Below are 24,977 nucleotides of genomic sequence, written 5' to 3'. Positions count from 1 at the left end.
TAATATGAAAAAGGATAAAACACTGCACTAATCACCTTTAAGCTCACGATAGTAAGTTGTCGTACCGTCAGCTTATTCCATGTGTAATCCAGCCAACCATTAAAAGCAAACGCACATAATATCAAATACCCCTAAAAAGCATGTCGAATATAATATTTGACACTCATTTTAATCCCTCATAAACAATAAATTGTCATCAATTTTTGCTTATAATAACAGCTTTTCGCCATGATAAAACATACTGAGCGGCGCAGGACGCGTGAAGCCTACTGGAACGAGGTGTGCTTTGTGTAGCGCGAGGCTGTTTGCGGTTGCGGCGACGCAGGAAGCGATGCCGCAGCCCTGAACAGCTTTATCCTCCAAGATACATCCGCTTAATCTCCGGATTCGCCAGCACCTCCGCCGCCGGACCAGAGAGCATAATCTTCCCATTTTCCAGCACATAGGCGCGATCGGCGATGGTCAACGCCGCTGTGGCGTTTTGCTCCACCAGCAGCACGGTAATATTCTCCTCCCGCAGCTGCTTAATCGTCGCGAACAGCTCACCGACAATTTTCGGCGCCAGCCCGAGGCTTGGTTCATCGAGCATCAGCAGTACCGGCTCGCTCATCAACGCTCTGGCGATGGCCAGCATCTGCTGCTCGCCGCCGCTCATGGTCCCCGCCATCTGGGTACGCCGTTCTTTCAGCCGGGGAAACAGACTGTACATGCGATCGCGCAGGCGGGGAAAGCCGACGAGATTGTTGTAGGCCCCCATGCGCAGGTTTTCTTCGATGGTCAGATTGGTGAAGATGCGTCGCCCCTCGGGCACCAGCGCCAACCCCTTACGCACAATCTGGTGCGTCTGGCTGCGGGAAATATCCTCGTTGAGAAAATTGACCCGCCCGGTAGAGCGCACCAGGTTGACGATCCCGTTGAGAGTGGAGGTTTTTCCCGCGCCGTTGCTGCCGATTAAGGTCACGATCTCCCGGTCGTGAATATCAATATCCACCCCTTTCAGCCCCTGAATCACGCCGTAAAATACTTTTAACTCGCGCGCGCTAAGCATAACGAACGTCCCCCAGGTAGGCGGAAATGACGTCCGGATCCTGAATGGCTTCGGACATCAGGCCGCTAAACAGCGGTTTGCCGTACTCCAGCACCATCACCCGCTCGCACAGCTTGTTGACGAACGGCATGTCGTGCTCAATCAACAGCACGCTGAGCTGGTAGTCGTCACGCATACGGAAGATCAGATCCGCCAGATCTTCCGTTTCTTTCGGGTTCATTCCGGCGGCGGGTTCGTCGAGCAGCAGTAATTTTGGCGACGTCGCCAGCGCGCGGGCGATCTCCACCTTACGTTGGTTGCCGTAGCTGAGGTTGGTGGCCTGCACGTCGGCGAAATGGGCGATACCGATGTCGTCCAGAATCGCCATCGCTTTGGCCTTTGCCGCCCGCTCGGCGGGAAAATAGCGGCCAATATGCAGCGCTGCTTCCAGCAACGAGTAGCGGCTGGCGCTGTCGAGGCCGACCATCACGTTTTCTAATACCGTCATTGAGTTAAACAGGCGGATGTTCTGAAAGGTGCGGGCGATCCCGGCGTTGACCACCCGGTTCGGCTTCAGCCCTTTTAGCGATTTTCCCGCCAGGGTCACGCTGCCGCTGGTCGGTTTATAGTTGGCGGTAATCACGTTAAACATGGTGGTTTTACCCGCGCCGTTCGGGCCAATCAGACCAAAAATTTCCGCCTCGTCGACGTGGAAACTGACGCTGTCGATGGCCCGCAGGCCGCCGAACTGCATGGTCACGTCCTGTACCTCTAAAATGACCTTATTTTGCGCCATAGCCGCGACCTCTTTTTCCCACTTGCCAAATCTCTTTTTTGCCCAGCAGACCTTCGCGAGCGAACAGCATGATGATCAGCAGCAGCAGCGAGAACACCACCATCCGCAGGCCCGGATACGCGCCGAGATCGTGACCGAAGAACTGGAGCGGCTGGTCGAGAAAGCGCAGCCACTCGCCGCTGCCGACCACCAGCACGGTACCGAGCAACGCGCCGGTGGTGCTGCCCAGGCCGCCGAGCACGATAATAATCAGCAGCTGGAAGGTGAGCATAAAGTCGAACAGGCCCGGCGAAATGGTGGTCAACAGCGAGGCCAGCAGGCCGCCGCCGATCCCTTCGAAGAAGGCGCTGGTGGCGAAGGCGCAGGTTTTAATGCGAAACGTGTTCACCCCCATGGCGATGGCTGCGTCTTCGTCGTCGCGCACCGCTTTCATCATTCGCCCGTACTTCGACCACACCAGCTGCAGAATCATCCCGGTCGCCAGCAGGGCGAACAGCCCGCACCAGAACAGCAGATGCGGCTGTTGCGGGATGTCGTTGAGGCCAATCGCGCCGTTGGTGATCTGCGGGTTGTTGATAGCGAGGATTTTAATGATAAAGCCGAAGCCGAGGGTCACAATCGCCAGGTAGTCGCCGCGCACGCGGAAGACCGGCAGGGCCAGGCACACCGCCAGCGCTGCCGCGCACAGGCCGCTGATCAGCAAGGCGGGCAGGAAACCGGCGTGCAGCACGAGGATCCACGGGCTGGGCGCGGCCATCTCAAACATATCCAGCTTACTGTCGCTGGAGAGGATCAGCAGGGCGGTGACGTAAGCGCCGACCGCCACAAAGCCGTTGGGCTCCAGCGACAGCTGCCCGGTCACGCCGTTGATCAGGTTGTAGCTGACCGCGAGGATCATAAAGACAAAAATGGTGCTGATGACGCGAATAATGTAGTCGTTGAAGACGACGTTGATCCCGGCCAGCAGCGCGATGCAGAGAACAATAATGACCAGGTTGCGCAGCTGCGCCCCGGCGGTAGTCGTAGCGTTGAGCATCAGAAACGGCTCCTTTCCAGACGTTCATCGCCCATAATGCCAACCGGGCGGAACAAGAGGACCAGAATCAAGAACATAAAGGCAAAGGCGTCTTTGTAGCCGCCCAGCTCGGGAAAGAGGGCGACCGCCACCACTTCGGTAAAGCCGAGAATAAAGCCGCCGAGCACCGCGCCGGTGACGCTGCCGATCCCGCCGAGTACTGCGGCGGCGAACGCCTTAAGGCCAATCAGCACCCCCATCAGCGGATCGATGGTGGGGTAGCTGATGGAGTAGAAAACCCCGCCCAGCGCCGCGAGGCTGCTGCCGAGGGCGAACACCAACGAGATAATGCGGTTGGCGTCGATGCCCATCAGGCGCACGGTATTGACGTCGAAGGCCACCGCGCGTATCGCCATCCCGTAGCGGGTACGGTACAGCAGCCAGAGGATCGCCAGCAGCAGCAGGACGGTGATCAGCGGCACGATCCACGCCACGTTGGTGATAATCACGTCGCCAAAGGCGCGGGTGTTGTTGAAAAAGTCCGGTGCGGAAAAGAAACGCGAGCTGCCGCCAAACAGCACGTTGAACAGGTTTTCGAGGAAAAAGCTGACGCCGATGGCGGTGATCAGCATTGAGATTTTGGAGGCCTGGCGCAGCGGGCGATAGGCCACCCGGTCGATCAGCATCCCGAACAGGCCGCACAGCGCGAGGGTCAGGAAAACGGCTACCCCGAAGGGTAGCCCAATGGAAGAAAACAAAAACAGGGTGGTAAACGCCCCGACCATCATCACGTCCGCATGGGCGAAGTTGATCAGGCGCAGCACCCCATAAACCATCGTATAACCGATGGCAATCAGGGCGTACATGCCCCCAAGGCTCATTCCATTGACCACTTGCTGGAGAAAAATGGCACCATCCATCTGATATCTCTCTTATTTTCCCTAAATAATTCGAGTTGCAGGACAAAACGGTTAACCGTTTTGAACAGTGCTTGCGCTGGCCCCGTAGGGGCGAGGCTCATGGATGAGCCGAGTAACACAGCCAGCGCACATGCAACTTGAAGTATGACGGGGTTAAGGATTAACCACGGTACGAAACGCCAGCTTGCCATCCTTCACTTCGTTGATGACCGCGCTGCGGATAGCGTCGCCGTTTTGTAACGTCAGCGTGCCGGTTACGCCCTGGAAGTCCTTAGTGGCGCGAATTTTTTCGTTAACGCAAACCCGGTCGTGCGGGTCGCTGCACTGGTTCATGGCGTTGATAATGACGTTATAGGCGTCCGCCGCCATCGCGCCCCAGGTGTGGGTCGGCTGCTGGTATTTGGCTTCCCAGGCTTTAATAAACACCTCGCCCGCTGGCGTTTGCTCTTTGGCGTTAGGTGAGTAGTAGTCGGTGGTCATATAGCCGTTGACCGCGTCTTTACCGACGTCAAAAAAGACCTGATCCGCCGCCAGTCCGTCGCCGCCGACCACCGGTTTGCTCAGCCCCAGCTGTTTAGCCTGTACGGCGATGAGCGCCCCTTCGGTGTAGTAAATCGGCATATAAATCATGTCGACGTTCTTCGCCTTCACGCTGGCCAGCTGGGCCTTAAAGTCTTTGCTGCCGCCGGGGGCCTGAACTTCGATAGGTATGGTGCCGCCATTTTTCAGGAACTGCGTGCGGAAGGCCTTCGCCAGACCGACGGAGTAGTCGTTGCTGCTGTCGAAGACGATGGCGGCGGTTTTGGCCTTCAGATCGCGCGACGCGAGGTTAGCGCCGACCACGCCCTGGAAGCTGTCGGAGAAGCAGACCCGGCTGACGTAAGGATGGTTGCGGGTGACGCGGTCGTTGGTGGCGGTTGAGGAGACCAGCGGCGTTTTGCTGTCGTCGGCGATTTTGGTCATCGCCAGGGTATTGGAGGAGGTGACTTCGCCGATCACCGCGTCGACTTTATCGCTGGAGACCAGGCGCTGCATGGCGTTAGCGGCTTCGACCTTGTCGCTCTTATCGTCAATCACGATAAGCTTCACGGTGTCGCCGTTTTTTAACGTCGGCGTAATGCTCTGGATAATATCCAGTCCTTTTTGCGACGGCTGACCGTAGCCGCTCAGCGCGCCGCTCAGTGGCAATACCACGCCGATTTTAATTTCAGCCGCCTGCGCGCTGCTGGCACCGACCCACGCGGCAACCAGCGTGGCCATTAAAGACGCTTTCCCGGAAAACTTGTTCATTGCTACCTCACCGTCGGTCGATTATTTATCTTTAACCATCAATGACTGCATAACATTGAGACATAATTCACCAGGATATCCGGCGAATTATTGGCTGTTATGTTGAATAGATAACGAGATATATTTAATGCGCAGAATTACCTTACAACGTCCGTTTCGTTTTTACTCATGCAATATTCTTATTACCTGCAGGAAAGGGCATAAGGCTGATGAAAATACTGTTTTTAGTACGGTGAGCGCATTTTGCCAGGTGGCGGCTGACGCCTTACCCGGCCTGGAAAATCCGCAATTTCAGCGCGCGCCCGAATATAATATCCAGGTGCGCTCGATAATATTAAAAATCTATTCTGCTGTTCGCGTGACTTATTATTTTAACTGGCTCAACGGTTTTATTTTTCCATGCAGCGCCGGATTATCGCTTTCATCTTTCAGGCGCACTCCGGTAAGCCGCCGCAAAAAGGCCTGCTCCAGTAGCCAGGCCAGCTTAAAAGCGGCGGCATCAAAGCTCAGCCCTTCCGGACGGATATTAGAAATACAGTTGCGCTCCGACTCCAGCCGCTGGCGATGCGGCTGCCAGGTTAAATACACCCCGAGGCTGTCCGGCGAGGAGAGCCCGGGCCGTTCGCCAATCAATATCGCCACCGCTCTGGCCTTCAGCGTTTCGCCTATATCATCGCCCAGCGCGACCCGCGACTGGTGCGCCAGCACCACCGGGGCCAGGCTCAGGCCGAGGGTTTTCAGATAGGGCAGCAGGGCGCGAATCAGCGGTACCGCCTGGCGCTGCACGGCGTACGACGACAGCCCGTCGCCAATCACCAGCAGCAGGTCGGCGGGGCGCGCGCCGCTGGTGGCGAGGTCGGCGCGGCTCTCTTCGTTCAGCTGTCGCCCAAGATCCGGGCGATTCAGATAGACATGGCGATCGCTGGCGGCGCTGCGCACGGTCAGCGTCGACAGCCCCAGTTCCGCCAGCGGCTGGACTAACTGGTCGCTGGCGAAAGGCTGGTGAATCGCATCGCGCGCCCGGGCGTGGGCGAGGCCGAAATTCAGCACTTCGCGGGTCGGCAGGCTGGCGCCGCTGCGCCCCAGCGCAATCCGCGCATCGGTAAATTCACGCAGCGGGTTCCAGGCGTCGGGAGGATTCATACCGGTTCTCCTTGCGGCAGGACGGAAAGCAGCGGATGGCGGGCATCGGTCAGACGCAGCGCGCCGTGGCGGTCAATAATCTGCATCTTCGTCAGCCAGTCGGCGAACTCAGGCGCATGCTGCAAGCCCAGCAGTCGGCGGGCGTAAAGGGCATCGTGGAACGAGGTGCTTTGGTAGTTGAGCATAATATCGTCAGCCCCCGGAACGCCGATCAAAAAGGTCAGCCCGGCCGCGCAGAGCAGCGTCAGCAGGGTATCCATATCGTCCTGATCCGCTTCGGCGTGATTGGTGTAGCAAACGTCGCAGCCGATGGGCAGCCCCATCAGCTTGCCGCAGAAGTGATCTTCCAGCCCGGCGCGGATAATCTGCTTACCATCGTACAGATACTCCGGGCCGATAAAGCCCACCACCGTATTGACCAGCAGCGGCTCAAAATGGCGGGCGACGGCGTAGGCCCGGGCTTCGCAGGTCTGCTGATCAACGCCGTGATGGGCGTTGGCGGAAAGGCAGCTGCCCTGGCCGGTTTCAAAATACATTACGTTGTTGCCCAGCGTGCCGCGGTTCAGGCTAAGCGCCGCTTCCCGCGCTTCCTGCAGCAGCGCCAGATTAATGCCGAAACCGCTGTTGGCGGCTTCGGTACCAGCCACCGACTGGAACACCAGATCCACCGGCGCGCCGCGCTCAATCAGCTGCAGGGTGTTGGTGACGTGGGTCAAAATGCACGACTGAGTGGGGATGGCGAAGCGCTGAATAATATCGTCAAGCATATGGTTTAGCTGCGCCAGCACCGGCAGGCTGTCGCTGGCCGGGTTAATGCCGATCACCGCGTCCCCGGCGCCGTACAGCAGGCCGTCGAGCATGCTGGCGGCGATGCCTTTCATATCATCGGTCGGGTGATTGGGCTGCAGGCGCACGCTCAGGCGCCCCGGCAGGCCGATAGTGTTGCGAAAACGGGTCACCACCCGGCATTTGCTGGCGGCGAGGATCAGATCCTGGTTACGCATCAGCTTGCTGACCGCAGCTGCCATCTCCGGGGTGATAGCCCTTGCGACCTCGCGCAGCGCTGCCTCATCGGTGGCGTCATCGAGCAGCCAGTCGCGAAAATCGCCGACCGTCAGATGGCGAATCGCCGCGAAGCCCCGACTGTCGTGGGTATCGAGGATCAGGCGAGTCACCTCATCCTGCTCGTAGGGAATCAGCGGATTATCGAGAATCTCGGTGAGCGGAACCTCCGCCAGCGCCATTTTGGCCGCCATCCGCTCTTCGGCGGAGCCGGCGATAACGCCCGCCAGCGCGTCGCCGGAACGCGCTGGGGAGGCCTTCGCCATCAAGGTTTTCAGACTATCAAAGCGCCATACCTGGCCCGATAGCGTGGTTTTATACATGTGTCGCCTCCTCAGGAGACCGTACGCAGCTGCGGATCCACCGCCGCGCGCTGGCGGGCCGCTGCGGTCTTGCGAAACCACAGGTAGCCGCCGAGCATCATGGCGGCGAAAATCAGCGCCAGCAGCGTGTTGTACCAGACCATCGCCACCAGGCAGAGTACCGCCATGGCCAGGGCGAAGGCCGGCGCCCACGGATAGAGCGGCGCGCGGAACGGTCGAATCAGCTTCGGCTCGCTGCGGCGCAGTTTAAACAGCGCCGCCATCGAGGTGATATACATAACAATAGCGCCAAATACCGACATCGTGACGATACAGGCGGTCAGCGGCATCCCGCTAATGGTGATCAGCGAATCGGAGAAAATGGCGGCGATGCCCACCACGCCCCCGGCGAGGATCGCCAGATGCGGCGTGCGGGTGCGGCGGTTCAGCGTCGCCAGGCTGGCGGGGAGATAGCCCGCGCGCGCCAGCGAGTAAATCTGCCGCGAGTAGCCCATGATAATCCCGTGGAACGAGGCCACCAGGCCGAAGAGCCCCAGCCACACCAGCATATGCAGCCAGCCGCTGCTGTTGCCGACCACCATTTTCATCGCCTGCGGCAGCGGATCGTTAATATTGGCCAGGGTTCGCCAGTCGCCCACGCCGCCAGCAAAGATCATCACGCCGATCGCCAGCACGGTCAGAGTCAGGATGCCGCCGCCCAGCGCCCGGGGAATGGTGCGCTGCGGATCTTTAGCCTCTTCGGCGGCCATCGATGCGCCTTCAATCGCCAGAAAAAACCAGATAGCAAACGGGATGGCGGCAAACATGCCCGGCAGCGCCAGGCCGCTGAAGCTCTCCGCGCCCGCCCAGCCGTTAGCGGTAAAGTGGCTCCAGGAGAAACCCGGCGCGACAACGCCCATAAACACCAGCAGTTCGAAAATCGCTAATAACGTCACCACCAGCTCAAAGGTGGCGGCAATGCCCACGCCGAGAATATTCAGCGTCATAAAGATGATGTAGGCGCCGCAGGCCACCCATTTGGGGTCGAGCGCCGGAAACTGCACGTTAAGGTAGGCGCCGATGGCCATGGCGATGGCGGGCGGGGCGAAGACGAATTCAATCAGGGTCGCGAAGCCGGCGATAAACCCGCCGGTCGGGCCAAAGGCGCGGTAGGCGTAGGCAAATGGACCGCCCGCATGCGGAATGGCGGTGGTCAGCTCGGTAAAGCTAAAAATAAAGGCGCAGTACATCGCAGCGATGGCCAGCGCGACGATCATAAAGCCCAGCGTCCCGGCCTGGGACCAGCCGTAGCTCCAGCCAAAATACTCTCCGGAAATAACCAGCCCAACGGCGATCCCCCATAAGCGGAAACTGCCGAGCGTTCTTTTTAGCGTTGTGGTTTGCTCTGTCATGTTCGTTGCCTCGCCAGATAAAGATATCGGGAGGGTTGCAAAGAGAATGCCAGGGCATACCACCGATAAACGCGGCGGTTTAAGAACCTATCCCATTAGGGCTATCTTATTTGCCAGTTTGGCCATGGGCAGTGCTCAGACAATACTCACAGAGTGTTGAACGCCCTTCAGGGCGGCCCGAAGGGGGAGCGTAGCGAATCATCCTCACGTACTACGTGTACGCTTTGGTTCTTGCGCGCTGCCCGTGTCCAAACTGTCTGCAACGATTACGCCTGTTGGGATAGGCTCTAAGCCAATGAGGATCAAAAAGGGGCAGACCGCGCCCGGCGGGAGAGTCACCGTGGTGCAGCTGCCCGCAAATGTGGCGTTACTGGTGCACGATGGCGCCAGCGTCTTTTTGAATTACCGGGCCTGCTTTCACCTGCAGGTTAAGTCCTTTACTCTCCAGCTCGGCGTTGCGAATGCGCAGGCCGCGGTCGGCTTCAATATTGACGTTGCTAAAATGGAAACCGCTGAGCGGCGCTTCCGGGGTACCAATAATATAGGCCGCCGCTTTGCTGTCGCCGGTAGAGGTTAAATTCTCAACGGTGATATTGTTGAAGTGCGGAGTCTTGTATTTATCGAACGGCTGTTTCGGGTCGCTGTCCGGCGGATAGATCTGCTCGCCGAGGGTAAAGCCGCCCGCCTGCAGCAGCTTATCGACCTCGGCCTGCACAATCGGCGCGGCTTTGTAATAGGCGGAGAACACCAGCGGCACCTCAACGTTATGCATTCTGGTGTTGCGGTAGACGATATTTTTTACCTCGCCGCCTTTGCCGCGCGGGCTTTTAATCCGAATGCCGTACATCGAACCTTCGAAGGTATTGTTTTCCACCAGCACGTTATTCACGCCGCCTGCGCTCTCGCTGCCGATGGAGATCCCGCGCCCCTGCTTCAGAGTGTTGTTGGCGATATAGATGTTATCCACCACGCCGTCCGGGAAGCGCGGGTCGGCTTTTTCCGCCTTGATGGCAATATGGTCGTCGTTACAGTCGATATAGTTGTTGGTAATACGGATATTCTGGCTATCGATAGGGTCGATGGCGTCGGTGTTTGGCGCATGCCACGGCGAAAGAATACGCGTGCCGTTGATATCGACATCGTGCGCGTAGCGGGTGACGACGTGGAAGCTGGGTGAATGGGTGAGGGTCACGCCGTCGATAAGCACGTTGCTGGCGCGGGTGATATAAATCAGCCGCGGCCGGTCGGTTCCGCCTTTCTTGCCGGTAGCGCGGATATTTTCCCGCCAGCGCTCCCACCACACCGCGCCCTGGCCGTCGATAGTGCCTTCACCGACGATAGCCACGTTTTGCGCGTCGGCGATGCTGATAAACGGCAGCCAGCCGTTCTCCGCTTCGGCGTATCGGGTTTTATCATCGCCGCGATAGGCGCCCTCTTCGGTTGAGGCCACCAGGGTGGCGTCTTTCTCCAGCTTAAGCTGAATATTATTTTTCAGAAACAGCGGGTTGGTCAGGAAATTACCTTTCGGCACCCGCACCGTTCCCCCTCCGGCGGCGGCGCAGTCGTCAATCGCTTTTTGAATGGCATCGGTGTTGAGCGCGATTTGCAGCCGGTGGCCCTCTGCGCCGTAGTGGGTGATATCACAGACTTTATCGGGAAACTTCACGGAACTCGCGGCCTGAGCGGCGTGCAGCGGTAGAAGGCCGACGGCGGCAGCGGCGGCCCACAGAGGCAAAGCGCGGGGTATCATGGCATTATCCTTTTTTTTGGTTTATTGTTTTGTAAAATTAGCACCAATGTTTTGATTTAATGAGTGCAGCGATCACGGTTTCTCTTTTGTCGTTATTCTGCCCATAAGTGGCGATGATGATTTGGGCGAATGCATAGATGACAGGCCCGGCGGCTTTGCAATTTGGCGATAGGCGGGGTATAAGGAATCTCTTATCTGGATGTTTAGATGTCTATACGCCCATGAGGTCAAATGCAAACAACACAACAACAAGGTGGGCAGCTTAAGCGCACCATGAAGACCCGCCACCTGATCATGCTGTCGCTGGGTGGCGTTATTGGCACAGGGTTATTCTTTAATACCGGCTATATCATCTCCACCACCGGAGCGGCGGGTACGCTGCTGGCCTATCTGATTGGCGCGCTGGTGGTCTGGCTGGTGATGCAGTGTCTGGGCGAACTCTCGGTGGCGATGCCGGAAACCGGGGCGTTTCACGTCTACGCCGCGCGCTATCTTGGCCCGGCGACGGGATATACCGTCGCCTGGCTTTACTGGCTGACCTGGACCGTGGCGCTTGGCTCCAGCTTCACCGCTGCCGGGTTCTGCATGCAGTACTGGTTTCCGCAGGTGCCGGTATGGGTCTGGTGCGTGGTGTTCTGCGCGGTTATTTTCGCCCTCAACGTTATCTCTACCCGCTTCTTTGCCGAAGGTGAATTCTGGTTCTCGCTGGTGAAAGTGATCACCATTATTGCTTTTATTATTCTCGGCGGGGCGGCGATCTTCGGCATTATTCCGATGCAGGATGGCTCGCCGGCGCCGGGGCTGCGCAATATCACCGCCGAAGGCTGGTTCCCGCACGGCGGTCTGCCGATCCTGATGACCATGGTGGCGGTCAACTTCGCCTTCTCCGGCACCGAGCTTATCGGCATTGCGGCCGGGGAAACGGAAAATCCGCATAAAGTGATTCCGGTGGCCATTCGCACCACCATCGCCCGGCTGATTATCTTTTTTATCGGCACCGTCTTCGTGCTGGCGGCGCTGATCCCGATGCAGCAGGCGGGGGTAGAGAAAAGCCCGTTTGTGCTGGTGTTCGAAAAGGTGGGGATCCCCTACGCGGCGGATATCTTTAACTTTGTGATCCTGACGGCGATTCTGTCAGCGGCCAACTCCGGCCTCTACGCCTCCGGGCGGATGCTGTGGTCGCTCTCCAATGAAAACACGCTGCCGGCCTGTTTTACCAAATTGACCAAAAACGGCGTGCCGCTGACGGCGATTTCGGTGAGCATGCTCGGCGGCGTGCTGGCGCTGTTCTCCAGCGTCGTGGCCCCGGATACGGTATTTGTCGCGCTGTCGGCGATTTCCGGCTTTGCGGTCGTGGCGGTATGGCTGAGCATCTGCGCCTCGCACTTTATGTTCCGCCGCCGCCATCTGCAGCAGGGGAAGGCGCTAAGCGAACTGCACTACCGCGCGCCGTGGTATCCGCTAGTGCCGGCGCTGGGATTTGTGCTTTGTCTGGTGGCCTGCGTGGGTCTGGCGTTTGACCCGAGTCAGAGGATTGCGCTGTGGTGCGGGATCCCGTTCGTGGCCCTGTGTTATGGTGCGTATTATCTGACTCGTTCACGGAAACTCACCCAGGAGCCTCAACATGTCGCAGAATAATCCGTTAACCGCCCTCCTTGACGCAAGGCCCTTTATCCTGCTGGACGGCGCGATGGCGACAGAGCTGGAAGGGCGCGGCTGTAATCTTGCCGACAGCCTGTGGTCGGCGAAAGTACTGGTCGACAATCCGGAGCTTATCCGCGAAGTTCATCTCGACTATTTCCGCGCCGGCGCGCAGGTGGCGATCACCGCCAGCTATCAGGCGACGCCGGCGGGCTTTGCCGCCCGCGGGCTGGATGAAGCGCAGTCGAAAGCGCTGATCGGCAAAAGCGTCGAGCTTGCCCGTAAGGCGCGGGAGGCGTATCTGGCGGAAAACCCGCAGGCGGGCGCGCTGCTGGTTGCCGGTTCGGTCGGGCCGTACGGCGCCTACCTGGCGGACGGCTCGGAGTATCGCGGCGATTATCTCCGCAGCCATGAAGAATTTCAGGCATTTCATCGTCCGCGCGTTGAAGCGCTGCTCGACGCCGGGGCCGATCTGCTGGCCTGTGAAACCTTGCCCAACTTCGCCGAGATTAAGGCGCTGGCAGAGCTGCTGACCGCCTATCCGCGCGCGCGGGCATGGTTCTCGTTTACCCTGCGCGATGCGCAGCATCTCAGCGACGGCACGCCGCTGCGGGAAGTGATTGGGGTGCTGGCAAACTATCCGCAGGTGGTGGCGCTGGGGATTAACTGTATCGCGCTGGAGAGCACCACCGCCGCGCTGGCGCATCTGCATAGCCTGACGACGCTGCCGCTGGTGGTTTATCCTAATTCCGGGGAGCACTATGATCCGGAGTCCAAGACCTGGCATCACCACGGCGAAGCCTGTGAAACGCTGGCGGGATATTTACCCCAGTGGCTGGCGGCGGGGGCGAAACTGATTGGCGGCTGCTGCCGCACGACGCCGAAGGATATTGCCGAACTGAACGCACGGCGTTGAGTTTGCGCCGGGTAGCGGCTGATGCCTTACCCGGCCTACAACGTGCACGAACCGTAGGCCGGGTAAGCGTAAGCGTAAGCGCTACCCGGCATCAATCACCCAGCATCCGCTAACACAAACATCCCGTACGGATGGATTTCGAGATAATAGTGCTCGCCGACGTCCGGCTGCAGACGGGTGGCGTTAACCTGCAATAAGATCTCCTGCCCGTGCCACTCTACCGTCACCTCATACTGCGGCCCCATATAGGCCACGTGGCGGATCGTGCAGCGCTGGCTCTCCTCGCCGCGATCGCTCAGGGTGATCGCCTCCGGGCGGACGCCGACGCTGCCCTCGCCGTGGGCGGCAAAATGCGGCGGCCTCGGCAGCCGATAGCCATAAATATCGACGAAACCCTCGCTGAAGGCGGCCGGGAACAGGTTGGCGTCGCCCATAAAGCTCGCCATAAAGCGCGACGCGGGTTGGCGATAAAGATCCTGCGGCGAGCCGATCTGCATGATATGCCCCTTATTCATCACCAGCACGGTATCGGAAACCGCAAAGGCTTCGCTTTGATCGTGGGTCACGTACAGCGAGGTAATATCAAACTGCTTTTGCAGTTCGCGGATCTTGTCGCGCATGCTGCGCCGCAGGTTGGCGTCGAGGTTACTTAACGGCTCATCAAACAGCAGCACCTTCGGCTTGAGGATCAGGGCGCGCGCCAGCGCTACGCGCTGCTGCTGGCCGCCGGAGATCTGATCGACATAGCGGTCTTCGAATCCTTCCAGATCGACCATCGCCAGCGCCTCTTTCACCCGTGCTTTGACGTCGCCGCGCGGCACGCCGAGCATTTTCAGACCGTAGCCGACGTTGTCTCCCAGCGACATATGCGGGAACAGGGCATATGACTGAAACACCATACAGATATCGCGCTGCTGAATGGAGCGATGGGTGACGTCTTCACCGTCGATGTAAATCTGCCCTTCGCTCGGTTTTTCCAGCCCGGCGACCAGGCGCAGGATGGTGGTCTTGCCGCAGCCGGAAGGGCCGAGCAGCGTCACCATTTGCCCCTGTGGGATGGTGAGATTGATATTGTCGATAACCATGTTGCTGCCGAATCGCTTGGTGACGTTGCGCAGCTCAACAAAATTTTTCTGACTCATAGAGCGCTCCATTACGCCTGGTTTTTGGCTTTTGAACGGGAGATACGCGCTTCCCCGATCAGCCAGTCAAAGAGGAAAATAATCGCCAGCATCACTACGATCAGAATCGATCCGTAGGCGATCGCCACGCCGTATTCGCCGTCTTCCACCCGGTTGAGGATATAGGCGGTAGCGACGCGGGTGTCCGGCGTCACGAGGAACACAATGGCGCTGACGGTGGTAATGGCGCGCACAAAGCTGTAGATCAGCGCCGAGAGGATCGCCGGGCGCAGCAGCGGTAGCAGAATGTGCGTGATGGTGCGCAGAGAACCCGCGCGCAGGCTGAGCGAGGCTTCGTCGAGCGATTTGTCGATCTGGCCTAAACCGGCAATGCCTGCCCGAATGCCCACCGGCACGTTACGCATCACCATCGAGATAATCACTATCGCCGCCGTTCCGGTGAGGTACACCGGCGCGCTGTTAAAGGCGAGAATATAGGAGACGCCCGCCACGGTGCCCGGCACCGCGAAGCACAGCATGGTGGTGAACTCGATGGTCTTTTTGCCTTTAAACTGCTGACGCACCACGATCCAGGCGATCAGCAGGCCGAAGGCGGCGGTGATCGGCGCGGCGATCCCGGCATACAGCAGGGTATCAAGCAGCGAAGGCCACGCACCGTCGCTCATCCCCTGGCCGAACAGCTTGATGAAGTTATCCAGCGTCAGGGTGTAGTCCACGCCCCAGTTAACGGTAAAGCTGCCGTAGAAAATGCTGCCGTAGAGCAGGGCGTTAAAGGCGATCCACACCGCCAGAATGGCGATCACGCTCCACACCAGGGTCACCGGCAGCGGCTGCACGTCGCCGCGATAGGACTTGCCGGAAACCGTGACGTAAGAGCGCTTGCCGATCCACATATACTGAATGCAGAACACCAGCAGCGAGAACAGCAGCAGGAATGCGCCGAGGGTACTGGCGGCCTGATAATCGAGCTGCGAACCGGTGATATAGAAGTAGATTTGCGTCGCCAGCACGTCGAAGTTGCCGCCAAGCACCAGCGGGTTGCTGAAGTCGGCCAGCGACTGAACGATGACGATTAAAAACGCGTTCGCCAGCGCTGGTTTCAGCAGCGGGACGAAGACGCCATTGAAGGTCTGCCAGCGGCTGGCGCGCAGGGTGTACGACGCCTCCTCCAGCGACGGATGAATGGTCTTAATCGCGCCGTCGAGGATCATAAACGCCATCGGGGTGAACGCCAGCACCTGCGCCAGCCAGATGCCGGTAAATCCGTACAGCCAGTTGGTGTTGGTTAAGCCGAACCAGTCGACCATCAGTTCGGTGACGTAGCCGGAACGGCCCATCATCAGGGTAACGCCGAGGCCGACGACAAAGGGCGGGGTGACGATTGGCAGAATCGAGAAAATGCGGCCGATAATCGCGCTGCGCTTCGCGATGCGGGTGGTGTAAATCGCCAGCACCAGACCAAAGAAAGTGCAGCCGATGCCTACCGCAATCGACAGGGCGATGGAGTTGAGGATCACCTGGACAATATGCGCCTGCGACAGCACGGCCATAAACGCCAGCGGGGCAAACTCGCCGGCGTCGTTGGTGAACATCGGGATAAAAATGGCGATGCTCGGCCAGACGATAAAGACGCCGATTAACGCCACGATGGTGACCAGCGAACCAATCACAAAGCGGTCGCCGCCCAGCCATTCCAGGCGGGTGAGCGCCAGGGTCATGATGGCCCCCAGCGCGACAAACAGCACGATGGTGGCGTAGCCTAACCCGCGGCCTTCCACGGTGGCGCTGACGACAATAAACGCCATACATAAAAATGCCCAGCCGGCATCAAGATAGTGGCGGCTGCGCTGTTCTCGTCTGGCTTCCTGCCATGGACGAATCAGTAGCAGGCTCGGCAGCAGATACCACAGCCAGCTGATATTGAACTGTGACCAGCCGTAGGCCGCGAGAATTTCATCGCGCGTGGACTCCAGCAGACCGTAATCCAGGCTCCAGCTCGGCAGCAGGGCGAACGCCAGCCAGCCGAATAAAACCCAAAGGAATATCGCATCCCGCTTTTTCACGGGATGGAGTGCAAGTGTGTGTGACATAAGTTTTCCGGTATTGTATGTAGGCCCGGTAAGCGTGAGCGCCACCGGGCATTAACCGCAAAATGTGGGCTTATTTACCCATCTTCACTTCGCTAACCCATTTATTGATGAGCGCTTTACGCACGTCCGTTGAGCCGTATTTATCCATGTCGTAGTTGATAAGCTTCAGGTCGTCGAGCTTCAGCGAGTTCGGCGAGGTTTCGGCGGTGGTGTTGGTCAGGATCTGATAAGACTTACCTTTCTTCCACGCCAGCTCCTGGGCCTCTTTCGACAGCACCCAGTCGACGAACAGCTTGGCGTTGTCGAGGTTGCGCGCGCCCTTCAGAATGCTCACGCCGCCAATTTCGTAGCCGGTGCCTTCGCACGGCGAGATCAGCTCCAGCGGCGCGCCCTGTTCTTTTTCCAGCGAATAGTCGTGCAGGAAGCCGATGCCGATGGCCGTTTCGCCGCGGGCGGCGTTGCGCGCCGGGGCGATCCCGGATTTCGTGTACTGGGAGACGTTAGCGTTGAGCTGTTTAAGATAATCGAAAGCCTGATCGTCCCCCCACAGCTGGGCGAAGGTCGCCAGCGCGGTGTAGGCGGTACCGGAGCTCTGCGGGTCGGCGATCTGGATTTCGCCTTTGTATTCCGGTTTGGTTAGATCCTTCCAGCATTTCGGCACCGGCAGGTTTTTCTCTTTCAGGCGCTGGGTGTTAACGCCGAAGCCGAGAATGCCGACGTATACCGCCGAGGAGTAGTTGCCTTTCAGCTTCGCCGGATCGCGGAACTGCTCCATGACCTGCGTAAGATTCGGCGATTTATAGGGCTGCAGCAGGCCCATTTCGCCGGCCTGGGACTGCGGATCGAGCGTGCCGCCGTACCAGACATCCGCCTGCGGGTTTTTCTTCTCGGCGTCAACCTTCGCCAGCGTGCTGCCGGAGCCATTGCGAATAAACGAGGTTTTTACGTCGTATTTTTCGCCGAAGGCTTTGGTTTCCGCCTCACACATTTCGTTGGTGGCGCTGCAATAGACCACCAGACGACCTTTGGCGTGCGCCGCGCCGCTTAACGTCGCCAGCGCAATGCCGGAAGCAATCAGGGTTGTGACCAGCGTTTTTTTCATTATTTTATCCTTTGAGCAGCAGAGGTAGTAATGCTCGCCATCAGCAGCGGCATCAGTAATAAACCCATCAGTACCGCGGCGACGGAGAGTAAACTGAACATCCCCGACCAGCCGTAGCGTTCAATGACCAGCGACAGAGGCCAGCCCGCCAGCGCTGCCCCCAGATAGGCGAACAGGCCGAGAAATCCGCTGATGGAGCCCGCCGCCGCTTTGTGTCCGCACTCCACTGCCGCGAGGCCAATCAGCATTTGCGGGCCGAAAACGAAGAAGCCCACCGTAAAGAAACAAACCGCCAGCAGCGCGTAGTGGTGCACCGGCGCCAGCCAGAGCGCGGCGACGGAGACCATCAGCCCCAGCGTGAACAGTAAAATCATCGGCGCCCGCTGGCCGCTGAACAGCAGATCCGAGCCCCATCCGGCGAACAGCGCCCCGAGCAGACCGCCCGCTTCAAACAGCATCACCGTGGCGTTGGCGCTGAGCAGATTGACGCCGTGGCTCTCCGTCAGCCAGATGTTGCCCCAGTCGTTGAGCGCGATGCGGATCAGGTAGACCAGCACATAAGAGACGCCCAGCAGCCAGATCATCGGATTCTTCAGCATCGTGGTGCGCAGCATTTGCCACAGCCCCATCGGCGGGCTTTGCCGCTCCTGGCGTAGCTCCAGCGGGTCGTTACGCCAGGCGCCCACCGACGGCAATCCCTCTTCGCGGGGCGTTCCTTTCAGCTGTAGCGTTAACCAGATGCCTGATGCCATGCTGATCATCCCCGGTGCCAGCATCGCCGCCTGCCAGCCCCACCAGTGGGCGGCAAAGGCGCTAATCAGCGGGATAATCGCTCCGCCGATATTGATCGACATATTCCAGCAGCCCCACCAGAAACCGCGTTCGTTGCGCGAGTACCAGTGGGTTAGCAGGCGGGCGCAGGGAGGCCAGCCCCAGCCCTGAAAAAATCCGTTCAGCGTCCAGACCGCCAGCAGCAGCGTCAGCGACTCGCCGAAGGCGAACACCACGTTCAGCAGACCGGTGGCGAACAGGCCCGCGCCCATAAACCAGCGCTGTCCGTGGCTGTCGTGCCACAGTCCGGCGGCAAACTTTGACAGGCCGTAGGTCAGATAAAACAGCGACCCCAGAAGGCCGATATCGCCTTTATCCAGCCCCAGATCCGTTTGCAGCGCCGGCAGAACGTAGTTGACGCTTTTGCGCGTCAGGTAAAACGCCGCATACCCGATGACCATGTACATCAGCAGCTGCGGACGCAGCGTTCGGTAATGGTGATTAATGTCGGTTGCTGAGCGTGCGTGCATAGCCGTCTCCGTTTTGCTGACTATATGAAAGTGAAATCGAAAGAGGATGAGAGAAAGTCCGGAGTGACTAAGACTTTTTCCTGGTTAGCCGGCTGTTTGTTGCAAATTTGTGGGCAAGTTAACAATTACGCGTGTGCCGCGCTGCGACTCCAGCGTCAGTTCTCCGCCGAGGGCGCTGACCCGTTCGCGCATGCCCTGAATGCCGAAGCCGGCCATTTGGTCGGCGCGAAGGCCGATGCCGTTGTCTTTTACCTCCAGGCGCAGCAGCGCGCCCTGCTGAAACAGGGCAATGGCGACCTCGCTGGCGTCGGCGTGCTTACAGACGTTGTTAAGCAGCTCCTGAAGCAGCCGATAGAGGGTGAAGCGCACCGTTTCGCTCTCCGGCGTGGCGGTGAGCCGGTAGTCAAAGCGGCAGCGGATACCGCGCTCGGCAAAGGCAAACTCATTGAGCAGATGGTGCAGCGCCTCTTTAAACGACAGCTCATCGAGGGCCGGAGGGCGTAGCTGGCGCAGCAGCTGGCGGGTGGAGTGGTGGATGCGTCGGGCGAGATCGTTAATCTGACTGGCGGCGGCCTGGGTTTGCGCCGGATCGCGCGCCCGCTTCACCAGCTGCGACTGGATCTGAATGGCGGTGATGTTCTGGCCGATTTCGTCGTGTAGCTCGCGCGCCAGGTTTTTGCGCGTATCCTCTTCGGTATGGATCAGCTTTTCGGCCAGCGCCCGCCGCGCCGCCAGCTCCGCTTCCAGCCGCTGGCGGTAGTGGTGCAGGTTTTGCGCCAGGTGCTGCTGGCGGCTGATGGCAATGCCCAGCCCGATGCCGAGCAGCGCCTGGGTGGCCAGAAAAATCTCCAGCTCCACCAGATTGCTGAATCCAACGCCAACCTGGCGGGCGATAGTAATCATCATGCTGCCCAGCAGGCCGGAGAGGACGCCGCCCTGCCAGCCGAACTTCCACGCCATCACCACGTTAGGCAGAAATACCACAATCAGCAGCAGGCGCTCGATTTCCGGCGACAGCACCATTTGTGTGCCGATACCGATGATAAAGAACAGGCTGCACCAGATGATCAGCGAGGTGCGCAGCGGCGGATTGTTGGTATCCAGCCCCAGCAGATGGTAGCGGTGCTGCTGGCGCAGGAATTCAAAGATCAGATAGACAAACGGCGTCAGCAGCACCCCGCCGGTAAACGAGGCCAGGCCGAGCATCATCGCCGGGCTTTTCACAAACGGCGACAGCAGGGCGGTGTTGAGCAATGCGCTGGCGGTAACCGTCGCCAGCAGCAGCGTCAGCCGCTGCCAGTAAAGGGGAAAGCGGTGCCAGAACTGTTGGGCGATGCCGGCGGGAAGCAGGCCGATCAACGGCGCGGCCAGCAGAAGATAGCCGTTCAGCAGCTGTTCGCCGTGCAGCCAGAGCAGCATCAGCACCGGAGGCAGCGCCAGCGCGGGCCAGTAGCGGCGAGAAAGCAGGATCAGCAGCGCCAGATAGACGCCGTGCGGCAGGAACAGCGCCGCCTGCTGGCCGTTCTGGGTCAGGTAAAACCCGAGCGTCCACAGCATTAGCCAGCCGCTTCCCCAGGCCAGCACGATGAACAGCGAAATCACCCCGTGACGAAGGCTGCGCGACATTAATGACCCGCCAGCAGCTGGTGGTCGAGGGCGAAATGGACCAGATCAATGGTGCTGTGACACTGCAGTTTTCCCAGCACGTTGGCACGATGGACGTGTACCGTCTTGTGGCTGAGCTCGAGCTTAAAGGCGATCTCCTTGACGCTGTCGCCTTTAACCAGCAAATCAAACACTTCGCGTTCACGCGGGGTCAGCACTTCCAGCACCTGCGCCGGTTGTTCTCCGCCACGCAGCGCCCGCAGCGCATCGGCGCACAGGTAGTGTCCGCCCATACCGACGGAACGCACCGCCTGGACCAACTCTTCCGGGCCGCAGCGTTTGGTCAGATAGCCGCTGGCGCCGGCATCAAGCGCGCTCTGTACGAAGGTGGGGGTGTCGTAAATACTGAGAATAATGGCGCGGAATTGCGGCTTTTGCGCGCGCAGGCGCTTCAGCAGGCTCAGGCCGTTCTCATCCGGCATGGCGATATCCATGACCGCCACGTCGACGTCGTCGCGCAATAATGCCGGCCAGGCTTGCGCCGCGCTGCTGAACTGGCCAGCCACCTCGAGATCTTCTTCGAGGCTGAGTAACTGCGCGAAGCCTGAACGCACCACCACATGGTCATCGACCAGCACCACTCGAATCATGTTTCTTCTCTCTTAGCGCATCATGGTTCTATGATGCCTGCCGCCGCTGCGCTGGCAATCAATCAGGCGCAGTTATGCAATGAATGTAACAAAATCGCAATACACTTCATCCTTCAAGCTGCCTCTTTGTTGGCTTCGTTTGCCCGCCCCGGTCACTGACTTATGTCAGCTCCCGGGGACGAACAACCTTGCCGCCTCGATGCAGCATGAATGATTTTGTGTATAAGCATTGCCGATTTTTTTCTAAAAACGCTTTGTTCTTAGCAAGAATTTTTAATTACTTCATCAAACGCATCGCGCCGGAAATACTGCACCCATAACAACTATGGGAAGCAGACACTATGGCACTATCATCGCGTATCACACTCATTGCCGCGCTGGCGCTGGCGGCATTTCAGGCCCAGGCGGTCAACGTTACCGTGGCGTATCAGACCTCCGCTGAGCCGGCGAAAGTCGCCCAGGCGGACAACACCTTCGCTAAAGCCAGCGGGGCGACCGTCGACTGGCGCAAGTTTGACAGCGGCGCGAGCATCGTGCGGGCGCTGGCTTCCGGCGACGTCCAGATCGGCAACCTCGGTTCCAGCCCGCTGGCGGTCGCCGCCACCCAGCAGGTGCCGATTGAAGTGTTCTTGCTGGCCTCAAAGCTCGGTAACTCCGAAGCGCTGGTGGTGAAGAAGAGCATCACCAAACCGCAGGACCTGATCGGCAAACGCATCGCCGTTCCTTTTATCTCCACCACCCACTACAGCCTGCTGTCGGCGCTGAAGCACTGGGGGATTAAACCGGGCCAGGTGCAGATCCTTAACCTGCAGCCGCCGGCGATTATCGCCGCCTGGCAGCGCGGTGACATTGACGGCGCCTACGTCTGGGCGCCAGCGGTTAACGCGCTGGAAAAAGATGGCACGGTTCTCACCGACTCGTCGCAGGTGGGCGAGTGGGGCGCGCCGACGCTGGATGTGTGGGTAGTACGCAAAGACTTTGCCGAAAAGCATCCTGACATCGTCAAAGCCTTCGCTAAAAGCGCCATTGACGCGCAGCAGCCCTATATCGCTAACCCGGACGAATGGCTGAAGCAGCCGGAAAACATCAGCAAGCTGGCGCGCTTAAGCGGCGTACCGGAAGCCGACGTGCCGGGGCTGGTGAAAGGCAATACCTACCTGACCGCCGCCCAGCAGGCGCAGGAGCTGAACGGGCCGGTGAATAAAGCCATCATCGATACCGCGAAGTTCCTTAAAGAGCAGGGCAAAGTGCCCGCCGCCGGCAGCGACTACAGCCAGTATGTCACCGACCGTTTTGTGAAGTAAAAGGAGGTCATGATGCTGCAAATCTCGCATCTTTCCGCCGATTACGGCGGTAAACCGGCGCTGGCGGATATCAACCTGACGCTGGACAGCGGCGAACTGCTGGTGGTCCTGGGGCCCTCCGGCTGCGGTAAAACCACGCTGCTGAACCTGATTGCCGGATTCGTGCCTTATCAGCACGGCAGCATCACCCTCGAAGGCCGGCGGGTTGAAGGGCCGGGCGCCGATCGCGGCGTGGTGTTTCAGCATGAAGGGCTGCTGCCGTGGCGCAACGTGCAGGATAACGTCGCGCTCGGGCTGCAGCTGGCCGGGGTCGACAAAACGCAGCGCCGGGCCACCGCCGCGCGGATGCTGAAAAAAGTGGGCCTTGAAGGGGCGGAGAAACGCTTTATCTGGCAGCTCTCCGGCGGCCAGCGTCAGCGGGTAGGCATTGCCCGCGCGCTGGCGGCAAATCCGCAGGTGCTGCTGCTCGACGAGCCCTTTGGCGCGCTGGATGCCTTTACCCGCGAGCAGATGCAAACCCTGTTGCTTAGCCTGTGGCATGAGACCGGTAAGAAGGTACTGCTGATCACCCACGATATCGAAGAGGCGGTGTTTATGGCCACCGAACTGGTACTGCTCTCGCCGGGGCCGGGGCGCGTGCTCGAACGGCTGCCGCTCGATTTTGGCCGCCGCTTCGTCGCCGGGGAATCCTGCCGCAGCATTAAATCGGACCCGCGGTTTATCGAACAGCGTGAATACGTCCTCAGCCGGGTGTTTGAACAACGGGAGGCTTTCTCATGAGCGTGGTCATTAATGACAAACCGCGTCAGCGGGGACTGAAGTGGCGCTGGCCGCTCTCGCGTCAGCTCAGTCTGAGCGTGGCGACCCTGGCGGTACTGCTGGCTATCTGGTGGGCCGTTGCCGCCCTGCAGCTGATTAGCCCGCTGTTTCTGCCGCCGCCGGGACAGGTATTGCAGAAACTGATCGCTATTGCCGGTCCGCAGGGCTTTATGGACGCCACCCTCTGGCAGCATCTGGCGGCGAGCCTGACGCGTATCGTTATCGCGCTGCTGGCAGCGGTGCTGCTCGGCGTACCGGTAGGGATCGCCATGGGGCTGAGCCCCACGGTACGCGGGATCCTCGACCCGCTGATCGAGCTTTATCGCCCGGTGCCGCCGCTGGCCTATTTACCGCTGATGGTGATCTGGTTCGGTATCGGCGAGACCTCCAAGATCCTGCTGATCTACCTGGCGATATTCGCGCCGGTGGCGATGTCGGCGCTGGCGGGCGTGAAGAGCGCCCAGCAGGTGCGTATTCGCGCCGCGCAAGCTTTAGGCGCCAGTAAAGCGCAGGTACTGTGGCTGGTGATCCTGCCCGGCGCGCTGCCGGAGATCCTCACCGGACTGCGCATCGGGCTTGGCGTGGGCTGGTCGACGCTGGTGGCCGCGGAGCTGATTGCCGCTACCCGCGGGTTAGGTTTTATGGTGCAGTCCGCCGGTGAATTCCTCGCCACCGACGTGGTGCTGGCCGGCATCGCGGTGATTGCCATCATCGCCTTTTTACTGGAACTGGGGCTGCGCGCGCTGCAGCGTCGCCTGACCCCCTGGCATGGAGAAGTACAATGAGCGAACGTTTAAGTATCACCCCGCTGGGGCCGTATATTGGCGCGCAGGTATCCGGCGTCGACATCACCCGCCCGCTGAGCGACAACCAGTTTGAACAGCTGTATCACGCGGTGCTGCGCCATCAGGTGGTGTTCCTGCGCGAGCAGAACATCACTCCCGAGCAGCAGCGCGATCTCGCCCTGCGCTTTGGCGACCTGCATATTCATCCGGTCTATCCGCACGCGCCCGGCGTGGATGAGATTATCGTGCTCGATACCCACGACGATAACCCGCCGGATAACGATAACTGGCACACCGATGTTACCTTTATTGAAACGCCGCCCGCCGGGGCGATACTCGCGGCAAAAGAGCTGCCTTCAACCGGCGGCGATACCCTGTGGACCAGCGGCATTGCCGCGTATGAGGCGCTCTCCGCGCCCTTGCGCCAGCTGTTAAGCGGCCTGCGCGCGGAGCATGATTTTCGCAAATCGTTTCAGGAGTATAAGTATCGCAAAAACGAAGAGGAGCATCAGCGCTGGCTAGAGGCGGTGGCGAAAAATCCACCGCTGCTGCATCCGGTGGTGCGCACCCATCCGGTGACCGGGAAGCAGGCGCTGTTTGTCAATGAGGGCTTTACGACCCGCATCGTCGACGTGACGGAGAAAGAGAGCGAGGCGCTGCTGAGCTTCCTGTTTGCCCACGTCACCAAACCGGACTTCCAGGTACGCTGGCGCTGGCAGCCGAACGATGTGGCGATTTGGGATAACCGCGTCACCCAGCACTACGCCAACGCCGATTACCTGCCGCAGCGGCGCATTATGCACCGGGCGACGATTCTCGGGGATAAACCCTATTACCGGGCGGGGTAATGCTTGTAGCCCGGCCGCGCGCCGTGGAGAACATAGGAAGCGGTATTGCACGTGGCT

22 protein-coding genes are annotated in these 24,977 nt (G+C 59.5%); 7 read left to right on the top strand and 15 right to left on the bottom strand.

All coding sequences use genetic code 11. The annotated features are described in order from the left end of the window. Window positions 1-352: 352 nt before the first annotated feature. From K7H21_RS22285 to K7H21_RS22265, 5 genes are all read right to left on the bottom strand, one after another. Entirely contained in the window at window positions 353-1,048 is a 696-nt protein-coding gene (locus K7H21_RS22285; protein WP_223035369.1) for an ABC transporter ATP-binding protein, read from the bottom strand. After that, window positions 1,041-1,823: an ABC transporter ATP-binding protein gene (locus K7H21_RS22280; RefSeq protein ID WP_004129487.1), complete on the bottom strand. Its 783-nt coding sequence runs from the start codon at window positions 1,821-1,823 to the stop codon at window positions 1,041-1,043. The genes K7H21_RS22285 and K7H21_RS22280 overlap by 8 nt, the downstream gene beginning before the upstream one ends. Then, window positions 1,810-2,859: a branched-chain amino acid ABC transporter permease gene (locus K7H21_RS22275; RefSeq protein WP_004129491.1), complete on the bottom strand. Its 1,050-nt coding sequence runs from the start codon at window positions 2,857-2,859 to the stop codon at window positions 1,810-1,812. The genes K7H21_RS22280 and K7H21_RS22275 overlap by 14 nt, the downstream gene beginning before the upstream one ends. Beyond that, on the bottom strand, window positions 2,859-3,758 hold the full coding sequence (locus K7H21_RS22270) for a branched-chain amino acid ABC transporter permease (protein ID WP_004129493.1): 900 nt from the start codon (window positions 3,756-3,758) through the stop codon (window positions 2,859-2,861). Before K7H21_RS22270 ends, K7H21_RS22275 begins: the two co-directional genes overlap by 1 nt. 153 nt (window positions 3,759-3,911) lie before the next feature. Then, window positions 3,912-5,018 carry an ABC transporter substrate-binding protein gene (locus K7H21_RS22265; protein ID WP_024359092.1) on the bottom strand — a complete coding sequence of 369 codons (1,107 nt, stop codon included), beginning with the start codon at window positions 5,016-5,018 and terminating at the stop codon, window positions 3,912-3,914. Here K7H21_RS22265 and K7H21_RS22260 point away from each other — a divergent pair. After that, entirely contained in the window at window positions 5,011-5,154 is a 144-nt protein-coding gene (locus tag K7H21_RS22260; protein ID WP_162626045.1) for a hypothetical protein, read from the top strand. The genes K7H21_RS22265 and K7H21_RS22260 overlap by 8 nt on opposite strands. Before the next feature lie 260 nt (window positions 5,155-5,414). Here K7H21_RS22260 and eutC read toward each other — a convergent pair whose 3' ends face one another. The 4 genes from eutC to K7H21_RS22240 form a co-directional block, all read right to left on the bottom strand. Beyond that, window positions 5,415-6,191 carry an ethanolamine ammonia-lyase subunit EutC gene (gene eutC / locus K7H21_RS22255; RefSeq protein WP_004129497.1) on the bottom strand — a complete coding sequence of 259 codons (777 nt, stop codon included), beginning with the start codon at window positions 6,189-6,191 and terminating at the stop codon, window positions 5,415-5,417. Then, a complete protein-coding gene (locus K7H21_RS22250; protein WP_087828302.1) occupies window positions 6,188-7,576 on the bottom strand; it encodes an ethanolamine ammonia-lyase subunit EutB in 1,389 nt (462 codons plus the stop codon). Before K7H21_RS22250 ends, eutC begins: the two co-directional genes overlap by 4 nt. 11 nt (window positions 7,577-7,587) lie before the next feature. Continuing rightward, a complete protein-coding gene (gene eat, locus K7H21_RS22245; protein ID WP_004129501.1) occupies window positions 7,588-8,967 on the bottom strand; it encodes an ethanolamine permease in 1,380 nt (459 codons plus the stop codon). Between the two features lie 367 nt (window positions 8,968-9,334). Further along, complete coding sequence (locus K7H21_RS22240; protein WP_142481802.1) at window positions 9,335-10,717, bottom strand: glycoside hydrolase family 28 protein; 1,383 nt, start codon at window positions 10,715-10,717, stop codon at window positions 9,335-9,337. Between the two features lie 231 nt (window positions 10,718-10,948). Between K7H21_RS22240 and mmuP the strand changes: the two genes are divergently transcribed. Both mmuP and mmuM read left to right on the top strand, forming a co-directional pair. Continuing rightward, complete coding sequence (gene mmuP, locus K7H21_RS22235) at window positions 10,949-12,355, top strand: S-methylmethionine permease (protein ID WP_004129511.1); 1,407 nt, start codon at window positions 10,949-10,951, stop codon at window positions 12,353-12,355. Then, the gene (gene mmuM / locus K7H21_RS22230; protein ID WP_139529567.1) at window positions 12,342-13,274 is read left to right on the top strand and encodes a homocysteine S-methyltransferase; all 933 of its coding nucleotides are present in this window, start codon (window positions 12,342-12,344) and stop codon (window positions 13,272-13,274) included. The genes mmuP and mmuM overlap by 14 nt, the downstream gene beginning before the upstream one ends. Window positions 13,275-13,369: 95 nt before the next feature. Here mmuM and fbpC read toward each other — a convergent pair whose 3' ends face one another. From fbpC to K7H21_RS22200, 6 genes are all read right to left on the bottom strand, one after another. Beyond that, window positions 13,370-14,416 carry a ferric ABC transporter ATP-binding protein gene (gene fbpC, locus K7H21_RS22225; RefSeq protein ID WP_049112661.1) on the bottom strand — a complete coding sequence of 349 codons (1,047 nt, stop codon included), beginning with the start codon at window positions 14,414-14,416 and terminating at the stop codon, window positions 13,370-13,372. Between the two features lie 11 nt (window positions 14,417-14,427). Next, the gene (locus K7H21_RS22220) at window positions 14,428-16,506 is read right to left on the bottom strand and encodes an ABC transporter permease (RefSeq protein ID WP_004129518.1); all 2,079 of its coding nucleotides are present in this window, start codon (window positions 16,504-16,506) and stop codon (window positions 14,428-14,430) included. 70 nt (window positions 16,507-16,576) lie between these two features. Continuing rightward, complete coding sequence (locus tag K7H21_RS22215; RefSeq protein WP_004133724.1) at window positions 16,577-17,608, bottom strand: ABC transporter substrate-binding protein; 1,032 nt, start codon at window positions 17,606-17,608, stop codon at window positions 16,577-16,579. Then, entirely contained in the window at window positions 17,608-18,909 is a 1,302-nt protein-coding gene (uhpC, locus tag K7H21_RS22210; RefSeq protein ID WP_004129536.1) for an MFS transporter family glucose-6-phosphate receptor UhpC, read from the bottom strand. The genes K7H21_RS22215 and uhpC overlap by 1 nt, the downstream gene beginning before the upstream one ends. A gap of 84 nt (window positions 18,910-18,993) precedes the next feature. Continuing rightward, a complete protein-coding gene (locus K7H21_RS22205; protein WP_004129537.1) occupies window positions 18,994-20,535 on the bottom strand; it encodes an MASE1 domain-containing sensor histidine kinase in 1,542 nt (513 codons plus the stop codon). Further along, window positions 20,535-21,164, bottom strand: coding sequence for a response regulator transcription factor (locus tag K7H21_RS22200; protein WP_004129541.1), 630 nt, complete (start codon window positions 21,162-21,164; stop codon window positions 20,535-20,537). The genes K7H21_RS22205 and K7H21_RS22200 overlap by 1 nt, the downstream gene beginning before the upstream one ends. A gap of 341 nt (window positions 21,165-21,505) precedes the next feature. Here K7H21_RS22200 and tauA point away from each other — a divergent pair, with 341 nt between their 5' ends. The 4 genes from tauA to tauD are packed head-to-tail and all read left to right on the top strand — an operon-like array spanning window position 21,506 to window position 24,920. After that, window positions 21,506-22,468, top strand: a complete 963-nt coding sequence (gene tauA, locus K7H21_RS22195; RefSeq protein WP_004099349.1) for a taurine ABC transporter substrate-binding protein — start codon at window positions 21,506-21,508, stop codon at window positions 22,466-22,468. A 12-nt stretch (window positions 22,469-22,480) separates the two neighbouring features. Beyond that, window positions 22,481-23,248: a taurine ABC transporter ATP-binding subunit gene (gene tauB / locus K7H21_RS22190; protein WP_004129544.1), complete on the top strand. Its 768-nt coding sequence runs from the start codon at window positions 22,481-22,483 to the stop codon at window positions 23,246-23,248. Then, entirely contained in the window at window positions 23,245-24,072 is an 828-nt protein-coding gene (gene tauC / locus K7H21_RS22185) for a taurine ABC transporter permease TauC (RefSeq protein WP_004129553.1), read from the top strand. The genes tauB and tauC overlap by 4 nt, the downstream gene beginning before the upstream one ends. Beyond that, on the top strand, window positions 24,069-24,920 hold the full coding sequence (gene tauD / locus K7H21_RS22180) for a taurine dioxygenase (RefSeq protein ID WP_112165864.1): 852 nt from the start codon (window positions 24,069-24,071) through the stop codon (window positions 24,918-24,920). The genes tauC and tauD overlap by 4 nt, the downstream gene beginning before the upstream one ends. Window positions 24,921-24,977 lie beyond the last annotated feature (57 nt).

This window comes from Klebsiella sp. CTHL.F3a (genome assembly GCF_019890895.1).
Taxonomy (GTDB): Bacteria; Pseudomonadota; Gammaproteobacteria; order Enterobacterales; family Enterobacteriaceae; genus Klebsiella; species Klebsiella grimontii.
This window is presented reverse-complemented; position numbering and strand designations above follow the sequence as displayed.

Coding starts and splice junctions, on each gene's coding strand:
- tauB (WP_004129544.1), top strand. CDS start 22,481: ATGCTGCAAATCTCGCATCTTTCCGCCGATTACGGCGGTAAACCGGCG.
- mmuM (WP_139529567.1), top strand. CDS start 12,342: ATGTCGCAGAATAATCCGTTAACCGCCCTCCTTGACGCAAGGCCCTTT.
- K7H21_RS22250 (WP_087828302.1), bottom strand. CDS start 7,576: ATGTATAAAACCACGCTATCGGGCCAGGTATGGCGCTTTGATAGTCTG.
- K7H21_RS22205 (WP_004129537.1), bottom strand. CDS start 20,535: ATGTCGCGCAGCCTTCGTCACGGGGTGATTTCGCTGTTCATCGTGCTG.
- K7H21_RS22270 (WP_004129493.1), bottom strand. CDS start 3,758: ATGGATGGTGCCATTTTTCTCCAGCAAGTGGTCAATGGAATGAGCCTT.
- K7H21_RS22200 (WP_004129541.1), bottom strand. CDS start 21,164: ATGATTCGAGTGGTGCTGGTCGATGACCATGTGGTGGTGCGTTCAGGC.
- tauD (WP_112165864.1), top strand. CDS start 24,069: ATGAGCGAACGTTTAAGTATCACCCCGCTGGGGCCGTATATTGGCGCG.
- fbpC (WP_049112661.1), bottom strand. CDS start 14,416: ATGAGTCAGAAAAATTTTGTTGAGCTGCGCAACGTCACCAAGCGATTC.
- K7H21_RS22280 (WP_004129487.1), bottom strand. CDS start 1,823: ATGGCGCAAAATAAGGTCATTTTAGAGGTACAGGACGTGACCATGCAG.
- tauC (WP_004129553.1), top strand. CDS start 23,245: ATGAGCGTGGTCATTAATGACAAACCGCGTCAGCGGGGACTGAAGTGG.
- K7H21_RS22275 (WP_004129491.1), bottom strand. CDS start 2,859: ATGCTCAACGCTACGACTACCGCCGGGGCGCAGCTGCGCAACCTGGTC.
- eutC (WP_004129497.1), bottom strand. CDS start 6,191: ATGAATCCTCCCGACGCCTGGAACCCGCTGCGTGAATTTACCGATGCG.
- uhpC (WP_004129536.1), bottom strand. CDS start 18,909: ATGCACGCACGCTCAGCAACCGACATTAATCACCATTACCGAACGCTG.
- mmuP (WP_004129511.1), top strand. CDS start 10,949: ATGCAAACAACACAACAACAAGGTGGGCAGCTTAAGCGCACCATGAAG.
- tauA (WP_004099349.1), top strand. CDS start 21,506: ATGGCACTATCATCGCGTATCACACTCATTGCCGCGCTGGCGCTGGCG.
- K7H21_RS22215 (WP_004133724.1), bottom strand. CDS start 17,608: ATGAAAAAAACGCTGGTCACAACCCTGATTGCTTCCGGCATTGCGCTG.
- K7H21_RS22220 (WP_004129518.1), bottom strand. CDS start 16,506: ATGTCACACACACTTGCACTCCATCCCGTGAAAAAGCGGGATGCGATA.
- K7H21_RS22285 (WP_223035369.1), bottom strand. CDS start 1,048: ATGCTTAGCGCGCGCGAGTTAAAAGTATTTTACGGCGTGATTCAGGGG.
- eat (WP_004129501.1), bottom strand. CDS start 8,967: ATGACAGAGCAAACCACAACGCTAAAAAGAACGCTCGGCAGTTTCCGC.
- K7H21_RS22265 (WP_024359092.1), bottom strand. CDS start 5,018: ATGGCCACGCTGGTTGCCGCGTGGGTCGGTGCCAGCAGCGCGCAGGCG.
- K7H21_RS22240 (WP_142481802.1), bottom strand. CDS start 10,717: ATGATACCCCGCGCTTTGCCTCTGTGGGCCGCCGCTGCCGCCGTCGGC.